The sequence below is a fragment of the Pseudoalteromonas sp. MBR-15 genome, assembly GCF_053628915.1.
This window is the reverse complement of sequence record NZ_JBRJHH010000008.1, coordinates 98,161-112,922: the sequence shown is the minus strand read 5'-3', so window position 1 is coordinate 112,922 and position 14,762 is coordinate 98,161. Positions and strand designations below refer to the sequence as shown.

7 protein-coding genes are annotated in these 14,762 nt (G+C 40.9%); 2 read left to right on the top strand and 5 right to left on the bottom strand.

Annotated elements, in window-relative coordinates:
- Window positions 1-2: 2 nt before the first annotated feature.
- Together ACSSVW_RS12375 and ACSSVW_RS12370 are read right to left on the bottom strand one after the other, a co-directional pair.
- The gene (locus tag ACSSVW_RS12375; protein WP_454179423.1) at window positions 3-1,499 is read right to left on the bottom strand and encodes a tryptophan halogenase family protein; all 1,497 of its coding nucleotides are present in this window, start codon (window positions 1,497-1,499) and stop codon (window positions 3-5) included.
- A 105-nt stretch (window positions 1,500-1,604) separates the two neighbouring features.
- Complete coding sequence (locus ACSSVW_RS12370; protein WP_075593643.1) at window positions 1,605-4,394, bottom strand: TonB-dependent receptor; 2,790 nt, start codon at window positions 4,392-4,394, stop codon at window positions 1,605-1,607.
- A gap of 678 nt (window positions 4,395-5,072) precedes the next feature.
- Between ACSSVW_RS12370 and ACSSVW_RS12365 the strand changes: the two genes are divergently transcribed.
- Window positions 5,073-6,698, top strand: coding sequence for an alpha-glucosidase family protein (locus ACSSVW_RS12365; RefSeq protein WP_182396297.1), 1,626 nt, complete (start codon window positions 5,073-5,075; stop codon window positions 6,696-6,698).
- Between the two features lie 49 nt (window positions 6,699-6,747).
- On the opposite strand, the gene ACSSVW_RS12360 is transcribed toward ACSSVW_RS12365, so the two are convergent.
- The gene (locus ACSSVW_RS12360; RefSeq protein WP_036968856.1) at window positions 6,748-7,296 is read right to left on the bottom strand and encodes a TIGR00645 family protein; all 549 of its coding nucleotides are present in this window, start codon (window positions 7,294-7,296) and stop codon (window positions 6,748-6,750) included.
- A gap of 243 nt (window positions 7,297-7,539) precedes the next feature.
- Between ACSSVW_RS12360 and ACSSVW_RS12355 the strand changes: the two genes are divergently transcribed.
- The gene (locus ACSSVW_RS12355; RefSeq protein ID WP_036968859.1) at window positions 7,540-7,782 is read left to right on the top strand and encodes a hypothetical protein; all 243 of its coding nucleotides are present in this window, start codon (window positions 7,540-7,542) and stop codon (window positions 7,780-7,782) included.
- A 94-nt stretch (window positions 7,783-7,876) separates the two neighbouring features.
- Here ACSSVW_RS12355 and topA read toward each other — a convergent pair whose 3' ends face one another.
- Together topA and ACSSVW_RS12345 are read right to left on the bottom strand one after the other, a co-directional pair.
- A complete protein-coding gene (topA, locus tag ACSSVW_RS12350) occupies window positions 7,877-10,543 on the bottom strand; it encodes a type I DNA topoisomerase (RefSeq protein ID WP_036968862.1) in 2,667 nt (888 codons plus the stop codon).
- 308 nt (window positions 10,544-10,851) lie between these two features.
- Window positions 10,852-14,616 (bottom strand): hypothetical protein, encoded by a 3,765-nt coding sequence (locus ACSSVW_RS12345; protein ID WP_454179422.1) that lies wholly within the window; start codon window positions 14,614-14,616, stop codon window positions 10,852-10,854.
- Window positions 14,617-14,762 lie beyond the last annotated feature (146 nt).

Sequence of the window (14,762 nt, the reverse complement as noted above, 5' to 3'; positions counted from 1 at the left end):
AATTAATTTTGTATTTTTTCTAAAAATTCACTGTGGCTGGGCAGCTGCTCAACCGTGCTATTAATCAAGGTTTTTAAATTGCTAAATAGATCATTAAGCTGATTATCTGTTAAGGCATTTGTTAAAGGATGATAATCTTCAGCAATCAGGCCTTGCCCTATCAACACTTGTTGCCACGCGACTTCGGCAAATAACTCATCGTCTTCACGCACTAGCTTACCGCTGGTTTTATATAGTGCTATTTTCTTAGCAAGGCTGCTTGGAATATCCATGCCCTTACAAAGACGCCAAAATGGACTGTCGTCTCGCTCTGTAAGTTTGTAGTGGAGAATAATAAAGTCACGAATTCGCTCAAATTCTGTTTTACTTTGTTTGTTAAATTCATCCACTAAGTTTTGCGTAATACCTTGATGTGGAAAAAACTTAATCAACCGGATAGCTGCACTTTGAATTAAATGAATACTGGTTGACTCTAAGGGCTCTAAAAAACCACTCGATAAGCCAATCGATACTACATTTTTATGCCACTGCTTTAAGCGTCGACCCGTTTTAAATTTAATAATTCGTGGCTCAGTTAAGGGCTTAGCTGGCAAGTTGTTTAGCAGCTGCTGTTTTGCATTTTCATCTGATAGATATCGACTTGAATACACCAAGCCATTACCAACACGATGTTGGAGTGGAATTTGCCATTGCCAACCTGACTCTCTAGCGATAGAGCGGGTATAGGGAATGGCGTTGCTTGCAGACTCACTTTGGACAGCTACAGCGCTATCACACGGTAACCAGTGCGACCAATCTTCAAACCCCGTATTCAGCGTTTGCTCTATAAGTAATGCTCGCAGGCCGGTGCAATCAATAAATAAGTCCCCTTCAATCAGGCTACCATCTTTTAGCTTTAACGCATTGATAGACCCTGTTTGATCGCATTGACTTATCGTTTCTATTTTTCCTTCAATGCGATTAACCCCCCGCGATTGGGCTAATTCTTTTAAAAATTCACCATAGCGTGTCGCATCAAAATGATACGCGTAATGTAAGCCCGCTAATTGGGTATTAGGAATGTTTTTGAGATGGGCAAATTTATGCGCTTTTGCAGCTTGGTAGTTGAGAGAGAAATCCCAAAAGTCAGGGGCGTTTTGTGTTTGGTTTGCTTTCAACCAAAAGTGATAAAATTCGCAAAACGGGAAGTCCTTACCTATTTCGCCAAAAGCGTGCATATAACTGTGCCCTTGGCTACGCCAGTTTTCAAACTCTATCCCCAGTTTAATGGTTGCACCAGTCGCCTTGATAAATTCTTTCTCTGAAATACCAAGAGCCCCATTTAAATGCGAAATAGGGGGAATACTTGCCTCACCAACGCCAACAGTGCCAATTTCGGCAGATTCAACGAGAGTAATATCAAGTGATTTTCCAAGCACTTTGTTGAGTAGTGCGGCGGTGATCCACCCAGCAGTTCCACCACCGGCAATCACAACTTTTGTTATTTTTTTTGCTTCCATAGTACACCTAACACCAATTTCAATTCATTGAGTGTAGCCCACTGATATAAAAAAGCCCTTGTAAAACAAATCACAAGGGCAATTTTCTATCGCTGTTTAAGCTAATTACAGCTTGTAGCTGAAACCTAACAGGAATGTACGACCGTAGTCTTGGTAATCACGTACTTGCAGTGCGTTATCACCTTGTAGAGACGTGAACGGCTCTTCTGTGATGTTTTGCACTTGGAAAGTAACACTCAAGTTTTCGAGACCTTGGATACCAGCTTCTGCAAAATCATAGCCGATTTGCGCATCCCAAATTGTTTCGCCTTTGATATCAACTTGCGTTGTTGCAAAGCCTAAACCATAAACATCGCCCTTAAAGTCGCTACGTTTACGCATGCTAGTACGCGCTTGGAAACCATTACGTTCAAAGTACACGGTCAAGCTATCGATTTGGTCCGATAATCCAGGTAACTCATAATCATTACCATTTTGGTCTGTAATATCCTGCTCAACACCAGTATGGCTTGCGATTAAACCAAAACCATCCAGTGAATCACTAAACATAGTGAACGGTAGTGTTAATGAAAGCTCATAACCCCAAAGATCACCTGACCCACCATTAACTTTACCAGAACCTGTACCTGTAGATGAAGCTGGGATTTCACCCGTAGATGGGTCCGCCACACCACTCATGTCGATTTCATATGTACCATCAAAAATCCACTGAGTGATATCTTTGTAGAAAAATGCTGCTGCAAAGTACCCTTCTTCATGGAAGTAGTTTTCGTAACTTAAATCAAAACCTGTTGCCTCTTTTGGCTCAAGTTTAGGATTACCACCTGACACATTCCAAAAGTTGCCATTTTCATCTGGCTGTTGACTGTAAGATGCGTTCACTGATGCGTTCATTTCATCTAGACGCGCACGAGAAATCGTTTTCGCAGCACCAAAGCGTATTGTTTGCTCTTCATCAATTGCAAACGATAAGTTTAAGCTTGGTAAGAAATGACTGTAGTCATGACTGATGTCTGTTGGCGTAACAACAACGAGTCCATCCACCGTGTTTGCAGCAAAACCTTGCGAAGATTGCTCGGTTCTTACATAACGAGCACCAATATTACCTGTTACAGGAATAGAGCCAAGTTCAGCATTAATGTCAGCTTGCGCAAAAATGGCGGTTACTTCTTCTTGCACTGTCCACGATTGTGTTTTGTGTTTTTGATCCGTTAAACTTTCTTGTAAAAGGTTATAATAACCATCATTTACTAAGCCGTTCGTATCGTAAGCAACCATGTTACCCATGCCGATAAAATCAAGGCTTGCACTTCCTAAACGATACTGTTCAGGAATTGATAACATACCTGGATTGTCTAAAGAGAAGTCTTTTAATGTCATGAAGTAACCTTCAGACACTTTACTCTTCTCACGGTCACGGTAAGACATACCAAATGAAACACGGCTGATATACGCGTTATCTAACACCTTGCTTGCAGCAAGTTTTAGTGTGCTTAATTCATCGTTGATTTCTGGTGCATTGATAAAACCATCTTGGGCTGTATTCTGATATGGCGTATCTGTCAAACCATACTTGTCATTCAATGCAGCGCTTGCACCCCATGATAAAGGACCACCTAATTGAATTAGATCATAATCACTGTAATCAAGATTATGTGAGAACTGCGCTCCGGTATTGCCACCGTCAAAAACATAACCAATCGTATCAGCAACACCATTTGCATCACCGCGGCCTGTACCTGAATAACTCTCGATACTCCAAATTTGACGCTCAACTTCTGAACGACTCGCATCAAACTCAACTGACCATTCGTCATTAATATCGTATTTAGTATTGAAACCAAACTGGGTTAGTTCTGCATTACGCTCTTCATAGTCGTTACGAACAACAACACGCTGGCCTTCTGTTACTGCACTTGTGATAAAACCAGAATCTGCATCTACAACTGCAGAGCTAGGATCGATTGTTCCTTGACCCCAAGCGAATGGTACTTCAATACCACGAAGGATTTTCTCGTCAGAAAAATCTACGTAAAGAGCATCAAATGTCATATTAAGGCGGTCATTCGGTGCTGCTTCAATAACGAGCATTGCTGAATCACGCTCAAGCGTTGATGAACGTACGAAAGGCTTTGCCCCACCTAAAATAGAATAAGTGTTACCATCTTCACCCGTAAATTCTGGATAACCCCATGAATTCCAGCGTTTCTCTTGGTTAGGTGAGCTCATTGTGTTGTAAGCAAATGCAACACCGATGGTGTCATCAGCAAACTGATCAATGTATGAAACCGTACCACGGAAACCTTTATCGTCACCGTCTGGGTTTAATTTATCAAAACCTGTTTGCTCATATTGACCATTAAACATGATAACTTGCTCGCCTTTACTTAAAGGCTTAACAGTTTGCATGTCGATTACACCAGCAATACCTTCCGCTTCGATACCTGCGCTTGGTGTTTTGTATACCGTTACGCCGCTCATTATTTCTGATGGGTAAAGGTCAAACTCAACACCGCGGTTATCGCCAATTGATACTTGCTCACGACCGTTAAATGTTGTTGCACTTTCGTTTTCACTGAAACCACGCACACTTACGCGACTAGCACGACCATCTAGACGTTGTGCTGTAAGGCCAGGAAGGCGTGCGATTGATTCTGCAATTGATGAATCAGGTAATTTACCGATATCTTCTGCTGAGATTGACTCAACAACTTCAGGAGTGAAGCGTTTCGTGTTAATAGATTCTACAACACTGCCACGAAAACCTTTTACTTCGATAACTTCAACGTTATCGTTTTTTGTTTTTTGGTCTTCTTCTGCAGCATACGCTACAAAGCTATTTAAACCTGCGGCTGTTAAAGCCAGAGTTAATATACTTGGTTTGAACATAGACATGATGTTTTCCCATTACCCAAATTGTAATGTCAACGCCTTGCAGTTATTCATGATAGCAATAGCTGTTAATCGCTGACTGATTTTGTTGTCAACACGAATATTAACGCTCAGATTATTTTCTTAACAAATTTATGCATACGTATTCAGACTAGACGATGCAAACAAAAATTAACAACAAATTTACACGCAGATGTTGTAATGCATTGTTTATTAATCGTTTATTTATAAAACAGAGACGTCAGATGTGAATGAAACATTTTTTATCCAACGTCGTATTGTATTGGGCACAAATACGTATGGAGTACGCCTCTACCTAGTTTATATAAAAGTTGAATGTCATTTAAAAAAGGTAAACGAACGCAAAGTGTTAATTGGTCTTACCAAAAACATTTTGCACCTTTATGGTGAAAGCCAATTAAATTATGCACCACGTAGGCGCGTTGTTTGGTATCACTCTAAACGGCAAAAATTGGTAAATAATTTACTCTTAAAAATAATCGCTGTAAAAGTGGACTCAATCCCTTAGTTTTACAACGCTGGCAGATGAAATTACCGTGCATACGTATGCAGAGTTTTTACAGCATCCCACCCTTCACGTATGCTTTTGACATTCTGGCAACATATTAATACGCGTTGCCCTAGGGTTTACATACACTGAGTGTCACGATGGAGAAAAACATGGCTCAAAAGCAGTGGTATAAAGGTGCGGTTATTTATCAGGTTTATCCGCGCAGTTTCCAAGACACCAATGGCGACGGCATTGGTGATATCAAAGGTATCATTGATCGCATTGATTACATTAAAAGCTTGGGTGTGGATGCTATTTGGGTTTCACCTTTTTTTAAATCACCCATGAAGGACTTCGGATACGACATTAGTGATTACCGCGATATCGATCCTATTTTCGGTAACCTAGACGATTTTGATGAATTAATTGCCCAAGCGCATGAGCGCAATATTAAAATCATCATCGATCAGGTATTGAGCCACACTTCAGATCAACACCAGTGGTTTCTCGATAGCCGTGAAGATAAAAATAATGATAAAGCTGATTGGTACGTGTGGGCTGACGCAAAACCTGACGGTACTCAACCAAATAACTGGCTGTCTATTTTTGGTGGTCCTGCATGGCAATGGGAGCCACGTAGAGGGCAATATTATTTACATAACTTTTTTGCTGAACAGCCTGATCTAAACTTCCATAACCCTGAAGTGCGTAAAGCCGTCCTTGATAACGTTGAGTTTTGGCTGAAAAAAGGCGTAGATGGCTTTCGTTTAGATGCCATTAACTTCTGCTACCATGATGCATTATTACGCGACAACCCCGCTAAGCCACCTGAGAAACGTCAAGGTCGAGGTTTTAGCGAAGACAATCCATATGCATTCCAGTACCACTATTACAATAATACACAACCTGAAAACTTAAGCTTTATGCAGGATATCCGTGCGTTATTAAATAAATACCCTGGCACAGTAGCCCTTGGTGAAATTTCATCTGAAGACTCACTAGCAACAATGGCTGAATATACATCGGGTGGCGATAAGCTTCATATGGGATATAGCTTTGAATTACTAACAAACGATTACAGCGCTGAGTATATTCGTAACACAGTAAGTACACTTGAAGAACGAATGACAGAAGGCTGGCCATGTTGGGCGTTTAGCAACCACGATGTTGAGCGTGTTGCGAGTCGCTGGAGCAAAGGGGATAACATCAACCCTGACCAATGCAAAATGTTAACAGCACTTCTTGCATCACTTCGCGGTAGTGTATGCATGTATCAAGGCGAAGAGCTTGGATTAGGCGAAGCAGACGTTGCATTTGAAGACCTACAAGACCCATACGGGATAACTTTTTGGCCTAATTTTAAAGGTCGAGATGGTTGCCGCACCCCTATGCCATGGGATGCAAGTGATATAGAGCAAGCGGGGTTTTCTACAACAAAGCCGTGGTTACCTGTGGGTGAGCAGCACAAAGCAGTTGCTGTAAGCGCACAAGATAATGACAACAACTCCATTCTAAATGCATACCGTGAGTTTATGGCTTGGCGTAAAGCGAAAGATGTACTGCTAGAAGGAAGCATCGAGTTCATTAATACTGATGAGCCAGTACTTGCATTTTATCGCAGCCTCAACAGCACTAAGATGCTATGTGTGTTCAATCTAAGTGCACAACGCGCTGAATTTACAACTACTGATGTAATAACGCAGCAGCACAATGAACTATCACATCACACTGCTGAATTAACAGATAATACAGTTACTCTGCCCGGGTTTGGTTGTTTTTATGCAACTCTGAGTTAATCATCAGTTGTATTGTGCGAAGGCCCTGCATTATGCAGGGCCTTTTTTCTTAATGATTTGTTGTTTTACTATTAATATAATCTGTCAGCGCGAATAGCACGCCCGAAACAACAAAAGTAACATGTATTAAAACCTTCCACAGTAATTCATCCGTTGAATGATTGGCCGAACTTATAAACACCTTTAAAAGCTCTACTGCTGATATAGCCACAATAGCGCTTATTAATTTCATTTTTAGGCCAGAGAAGCCCACTTTACCCATCCAAACGGGTCTGTCTTCATGGTTATCTATATTGAGTTTAGAAACAAAATTTTCATAGCCACTAAAAATAATGATTAATAATAATCCCGCTAATAAAGCGGTATCAACCAGTGTCAAAATACCAACCAAGAGTTCCTGATTGCTCGCTGTGAATGTATTTAAGGCCATGCTGTATAAGTATTTAAAAAACTTTAATAGTAGAATCACAACCGCAACTAACAAACCGATAAAAAACGGGGCTAACAACCAACGAGAGCGGAAAATAAAAGTTTCTACGACTCGCTCTAGTGTTGATGGAACTTTTTTAGGTTTTGTTTGCGACACTGACTCTGACATAACTACACGCTCATTTTATTTTTAAAATTATGTGGATAATACGTGGTTTACAATGCCAATGACTAGTTTCTACAGACAAAAAAATGATTATTTTTTGCTTATCTTAACGATAAAAATATTTCGTTATCTTTTTTAGATATTTAGTTTATAAATTCACTCAAGCAAAGTGGATAACAGTTTGCGTTCCATTACTGCGCTTTTCGATGGCAGTAACTATTAATTATGTTGATTAGGAATAATTAAATGAACAAAGCATTGCTAGCACTAATTTTGGCACCTGTATTAAGCGTGTCAGCGTCATACGCAATCGCTAACGAAGCACCTGAAGCGTCACCAGAAATGATCAAAGAATTCACTGAAATGTGTTTAAACTGGGCAAAGGACGACGATATCAGCAATGAAGAATTAAAACCATACGTATTAAAATGTGTTAACGATGAACTTGAAGCTGAAGGCTTTAAGAAAGTAAAAGACGTACAAATCTAATTTATCGTTGATAGCTAATAAAAAACCGGAGTTGACACAATGATGTGCGCTCCGGTTTTTTATGTTCAGCTATTCTATTGCTTTAACAGACAGGCTACTTTTTAGCCTTTGTTGCAGCTTTCTTTTTAGCGGGGGCCTTCTTCTTACTTTCTTCGACCCATTTTCCACCTTGATAATGAGCTGTCCAGCCTGTTGCTTTGCCGTCTACCTCTGTCATCACATACTGTTCTTTATTTTTACGGCTATAACGAACAATTGATGGGTTACCATCTGGATCATGCGTAGGAGCATCTGCTAGGTAATAAAACTTCTCAGAAATACGGTCTCTAAAACGTTTTAATTCTTCAACTTTAGGAGCTCGCGTTTCCCGTGATTTCGGGAATGTATTCGCCGCTAAGAAAATACCCGACGCACCGTCACGCAGCACAAAATACGCTTCTGACTTTTCACACTCTAATTCTGGTAAATGAACAGGATCTTCTTTTGGTGGCGCAGCTTCACCATTTTTAAGTAGTTTACGGGTATTTTTACAATCATCGTTACTACAACCAAAATATTTACCGAATCGGCCAGATTTTAGTTGCATATCAGCACCGCATTTATCGCATTCGATTATTGGGCCGTCATACCCTTTAATTTTAAACGTGCCTTGCTCAACCACATAGCCTTTACAGGCTGGGTTATTACCGCAGACATGCAGCTTACGGGTTTCATCAATTAGGTATGAATCCATAGCTGTTTCACAGATAGGGCAACGCTTCATTTGCATCAACGTTTCTGTCTCGACGTCTTCAACATCGGCAGCAATGGCTTCATCACCAGATACAAGATTCATTGTCGTAGTACAGCGCTCTTTGGGCGGTAAGTTGTATCCTGTACACCCTAAGAAAACACCAGTCGATGCAGTACGAATCCCCATTTTACGGCCACAGGTTGGACAATCTATATCTGTTTCAACCATTTGGTTCTGACGCATACCACCTTGTTCTTCATCTCCTGAAGCGATTTCAAGCTGTTTTGAAAAGTCTGCATAAAACTTATCGAGTACTTGCGTCCAGATGCGCTCGCCTTCAGCGATATCATCTAGGCGACCTTCCATTTTTGCTGTGAAATCGAAGTTCATTAAATCTTCAAAGTTTTCAACTAAGCGGTCAGTAACGATCTCTCCCATTTTCTCAGCAAAGAAACGACGGTTTTCAACTCGCACATAACCACGGTCCTGAATGGTTGAAATAATTGAGGCATACGTTGATGGACGCCCAATACCTCGTTTCTCAAGCTCTTTAACCAAGCTTGCTTCACTAAAACGAGCAGGTGGTTTTGTAAAATGTTGTTTCGGGTCAAGCTCAACTAAGCTCAGAATTTCACCTTGCTTTACAGCGGGGAGAGACTGATCTTCTTCATTTTTCTTACGCACAGCAGGCTGTACTCTTGTCCAACCATCAAAACGAAGGACACGGCCTTTTGCTTTTAATTGGTAATCACCCGCGCCAACCGTTAAGGTTGTTAAATCATATTCAGCTGGCACCATTTGACACGCGACGAATTGACGCCAAATTAACTCATATAATTTTTTCGCATCGGCTTCAACACCGTCTAAATGACCCGACAATACAGAAACACTTGAAGGACGAATCGCTTCGTGCGCTTCTTGTGCATTGCCTTTAGAGCTGTAGCTAATAGGTGCTTTTGGTAGGTACTTATCACCAAACTGCTCAGCAACATAGTCACGGCACATTTCAACCGCATCTTTTGACAAGTTGGTTGAATCAGTACGCATATAGGTAATATGACCTGCTTCATACAAACGCTGAGCAAGCATCATGGTCTTTTTAACACCATAGCCTAAGCGAGTGCTCGCGGCCTGTTGCATTGTCGATGTAATGAAAGGAGCACTCGGTTTGCTTTTACTTGGCTTTTCTTCAACGCTTACAACTTCATACTGAGCTTTCTCAAGGTCACGAACCGCAGACATTGCTTGCTGCTCGTTAACAGGCTTAAATGCCTTATCAGCGTGTTTTGTAACTTCAAGGCGTAAGGCAGACTCACTATTTTTAACATCGGCATGCACATCCCAAAACTCTTCAGGAATAAATGCTTTTATTTCACGTTCACGTTCTACCAGCAAACGAACAGCAACAGACTGAACACGGCCTGCAGAGAGACCGCGTGCAACTTTGGCCCACAACAACGGCGAGACCATAAAACCCACTACTCGGTCAAGGAAACGGCGTGCTTGTTGCGCATACACCATATCGGTGTTTAATTCACCGGGTGTTTCAAAAGCTTGCTGAATCGCATTTTTGGTAATCTCGTTAAAAACAACACGCTTATATTTCTCTGGCTCACCACCGATAATCTGTTCAAGGTGCCATGCAATCGCTTCCCCTTCTCTATCCAAATCGGTTGCGAGATAGATTTTATCGGCATTTTCTGCAAGCTTCTTTAATTCTTGAACGACTTTCTCTTTGCCAGGCAAAACTTCATAATGGGGTTCCCAGCCTTTCTCAGGGTCAATTCCCATACGTGCAACAAGATTTTTGTAATCTCGTTGTTTTTTATACGCAGCTTTTTCTTCTGGTGACATTTTTCGAACCTCAGCAGGGGTTTTCGTTGCTGCTGTTTTCGTTTTGCCTGAACCTGAAGTCGGTAGATCACGTACATGCCCAACACTGGACTTGACGATAAAATCGTTACCTAAGTATTTATTAATTGTTTTAGCCTTTGCTGGAGACTCTACAATTACAAGTGATTTGCCCATAGCTGCCTATTTCTGACCAAGAATTTTAAAAGTTTTTTGCCCTTATAAATGTATATCTATCACATCAAACAAATTAGTATGATTTATTAACATCGGAGCACGAATATTTATAGGTATATCTACAAACACCAATTGTTACAAGCTTTTAATCGAAACTTTTAACCATTGACTGAATAATTGAACAATTTTTGCTGCTAAATTAGCCAAAATGATAATTTGCTGTATTTTTATGGGGAATATATAGAACAGCAACAAAAATGCCAACCTTCTGGTTGGCATTTTTTTAAATTTAAACAATTAAATACTTGTTAACCATCATCACTGATTGCGATTTGAGCTGGGGTAACTAAGCCTTTACCTGTGGTAAATTGAACAACTAGGTTCCCCTCTGCTTTTTTATTTGCTTCAGCCTCTCTACTAATTGTTAAACCAAAAGACATGGCTGACGTTTGACTAGTATTAGGCAGCTCAAAGCCAGATGTTCCACTGTAATCACCATTATCAGTGCTCACTGAAACCGCCGTACTCGCTGGTAATGGGTTATTGTAAACATCTGAAAAATAAAGCTCGAAACTTAAAGCAGCCAATTGGTTGCCAACCATCGCTGTGGTTATATTTATTGAACCTAAATCACAGTAATCAGTGTTATCTGTAGGTTCTAAGTCCAAAATAATGGGAGTTGATGAGTTACCAGCTTGACGATAAATCGTATTACACTGCGCTATATCAACCCCTAATTGCATTGCATTGTCAGTAAAAACTGTTGGGTCTGCTGCAGTTTTTTCATTGAGAGCCGAAGCAAATCGATTACGTAACTCAGCTTTCGTAACGACAAAACGAGTGTAGGCTTCACTGCCTGACATAACAATTTCAAAAGTATCGCGAATATCAATGACTTCTTTGGTACATAAACTTTCAAACGTTGCTCCCACGGTTGGGGTAGTCGCGCTTTCAGTACACACTAAACCATTGTATTTACCATCAGCAAGCGTATGCATTCCATTTAAGTCAATATCCCAATTTTCCTCAAATTGTCCTGCATTGGTATTTGTTGGGCTACAGGGATCAGTTGCATCACCTTCTTGGCAAAATTCAGCTGACTTCGTCACAGTGCCACTCACTGGGTCGTAAATAGCTGCTAAACCGTCATAGAAACCATTTTCATTATGGTCGATAAAAGCTTCTGGTAAGTCATAGCCACTGTAATATTCATTAGTATCAAAGCGGCCATTCCCATTAATATCAATATATGATTCTTGACCCTTTGCTGTCACCAACACCGTCGAACGTGCGCCTAATGGTACACCATCGTCAAAAAACGCAGCGTTTCTAATTCCAGCCATACAAGGGGCTGCGGAACCAAAATAAAGGTCACAATTGATAACACCTGTTTTCGGGTTGATACTGTTGATTTTATTGCCCCACTTATCCTCGGTAAATGGCTTTGGATTCTGTGAACGCCACTGCGCAACACATTGACCATCAACTGTATTACACTCAAGCTGAGGGTTAAATTCACCACCTTCAAGAGTGCCAACCGCCCCACCTTCTGTTGTTAAATACACAGCCGTACCATCTGGTACAGGGTTATTAAAGTGATCAGCTAAATAAACAGAGATATCCGTGGTATCACCAATATAATTAAGTGCTTCTATGTTAATTATAGTAGGGCCGGCTGTGAAACTATTACCATCGGGTAAACCTGAACTAATAGAGACTAAATCTGATACACTCACCACTTGCTCATCAAGTGACACTAATGTTAACTCACCTGCAGGACACGATACATTATCATTACGTTCCGCTTCTGCTTTTTGACATTCTAAATACAACTCCTGCCAACACGTGACATTATTATTTTGATCAGCAGGTATGAGCTCTTCAGGTATATAACACGCCTGTACACGGACTGCTTGTGGCACAAAGCCAGCGTTTACTTGAATGCGAGCAAGCCCTTCAGAATCGGTAGAGACACTTGCATGTGAATAGCCACCCGCATCTGTTACCTCAGATAGTGAAATACCACCGTTGGTTGAGCTTAAGCGGAAATCCATTCGCTTTTGTTTTGCAGCATTACCGATTTCATCCGTTAGCTTAAATGTTAATTGACTGATTTCCTTACGAGATACGCCACCAGTTCCTTTTAACGCTAAAACATTTTCAGTGGCTTCAATAAATTCTATAGAGCTAACTTCTGCAGCAGAAACGGGTACATTCACGCTAACCACTTTGGCTGTGCCACCGGTGAGCACTGTGGCTGTCACAGTATCTCCTTGCGAAGTATTACATCCATTGGTTCTGTATGTAGCCGTTGCAACCCCGCTAATACTGGTTGCTTTTGAGTCCATTACAGCCAATCCCGACTCTACGCAACCAGACGTAAACTCTACATCAAGCGGTGTTACAATCGGGTTTCCGTTGCTATCAAAAATCGAAACGGTGATCACCGTAGTTGCACCAGCAGCCAATGGAACATATTCACCGTCGATTGGGTTACCTGATGCATCAAGTTTGTTGTATAGGCCATTGGTGATTTCAACATTAAGTTCTGCGGTGGCGATTTCAAATGCTTTTGAAAGAGTCACTGACTTTGCTGTAACCGACACTTCACCTGCACCACTGTTTGCGCCTGGTTGTAGTTTTAAAACAGCGAAACCATAAGGATCCGTTAATGCTTTGCCAGACTCAGGTAATAAACGACCTAGGTCAGTAGATAACTCAGCAATAATCCCTTCGATTCCATCACCTGAGCTGGTATCAGTAATTTTAACCAAAACGTCAATGAGTTGATCAGATGAAAACTGATTAACAACAACACAGCCCGATGATAAATACGTTGTTTCTAATGAAGTCGAATAGCGATTAGCATCCCAGTCTGCCGCACAACCTTTTAAAAGCTTAATATCAAGTGCGGCTTCTGCATTTTCGATTGGGGCATCATCACCGCTCGAAATAAAACCGGCGACTTTAGTAATTGTGTTACCACTTTCATCAGTGTATGTAGCTACAACTTGACCCGCGCCTTTTGAATTACCGCTACTTAAAGTAACAAATGCTTCGCCGTTGGCGTCTGTAAGCGCCGTCCCTAATACAGGCGTAATTTTACCTGTATAGTTGGTAGAGAAAGAAATCAGTTGACCTGCTAAAGGCGTCTCATCGTCTAATAGAGTGGCTGTTACTGTTCCTTTATTATCTTTACTTACTGGGTTTTCTACACTGAATGGGAGGCCTGAGGCATCAACAATAGAAACACCCAACGTCACTGTGCCACTCACACTTGAATCATCTGACTCAGAACCGTCTGATGTAAATGCAAATGTATCAAAATAGGTTTCGCCACTGACAGTATAAGAGGCTGTCACAATACCCGCACCGGCAACATCACCCGCTGTAAGCGTCATGAGTGCGTTACCATCGTTATTTGTTAATGCTGTACCTGATGAAGGCGTTAGCGATCCAATATCATCGGCAAGTGTGAATGTAACTCTTTGACCCGAGATAACTTCATCATCACGTTTTAAAGTAGCAATTAGGTCTAATGGTGCACCAGCGGTTACTTCATTATTGCTAGTTTGAGTTCCTTTAACAAAACCATTTAATGTAACCGTGAAAGTTTGATCGCCTGTTTGCGCATTGTCGCCCGCTGTTGAAAAGCTAAAACTACCGGAGAAAACAGTGCCTGAGCTTGAGGTAAAACTGGCAATAATTTCATCTGCGCCAGCTTGGGTGCCTGCGTTTAATTTAACTTCAGCATTACCTTCACTATTCGTCAGCGCTGAGGGTTGATCTAAAGTCCCCAAGTTATCCGCTAATGAAAATGTTATTTTTTTACCTGTTACATCTGAATTGCTACTCGTTAAAGAGGCGCGAATCATTAAGGGCTGATCGGCTGTTACATTATTCGATTCAGTACCATCAGCGCTATACCCTTGCACTGTTATTGTATAAGTTGGGTTATCAGTAGTATTCCCACCGTCTAATGAACCCCCTTCTTTCTCAAGTGATCCACCACCGCCACAGGCGACTAAAAGTGAGCTGAAAACTATAACACTTAGCCATCGCAATAAAGGCATTGACCTCTCCCTAGTTAGCTATTTTCATATTTACATTATTGTTTACCTGATATTAACCTAAAATCTGGACGAATATCATAATTATTTTATCTGAATTGCATCGAATTAATTCTAATATTTATCGAATTTTTCTGTATAAAAATCTT

Bases quoted from the DNA above. Each gene is read 5' to 3' on its own strand.
- ACSSVW_RS12375 (WP_454179423.1), bottom strand. From the start codon at position 1,499: ATGGAAGCAAAAAAAATAACAAAAGTTGTGATTGCCGGTGGTGGAACT.
- ACSSVW_RS12370 (WP_075593643.1), bottom strand. From the start codon at position 4,394: ATGTCTATGTTCAAACCAAGTATATTAACTCTGGCTTTAACAGCCGCA.
- ACSSVW_RS12365 (WP_182396297.1), top strand. From the start codon at position 5,073: ATGGCTCAAAAGCAGTGGTATAAAGGTGCGGTTATTTATCAGGTTTAT.
- ACSSVW_RS12360 (WP_036968856.1), bottom strand. From the start codon at position 7,296: ATGTCAGAGTCAGTGTCGCAAACAAAACCTAAAAAAGTTCCATCAACA.
- ACSSVW_RS12355 (WP_036968859.1), top strand. From the start codon at position 7,540: ATGAACAAAGCATTGCTAGCACTAATTTTGGCACCTGTATTAAGCGTG.
- topA (WP_036968862.1), bottom strand. From the start codon at position 10,543: ATGGGCAAATCACTTGTAATTGTAGAGTCTCCAGCAAAGGCTAAAACA.
- ACSSVW_RS12345 (WP_454179422.1), bottom strand. From the start codon at position 14,616: ATGCCTTTATTGCGATGGCTAAGTGTTATAGTTTTCAGCTCACTTTTA.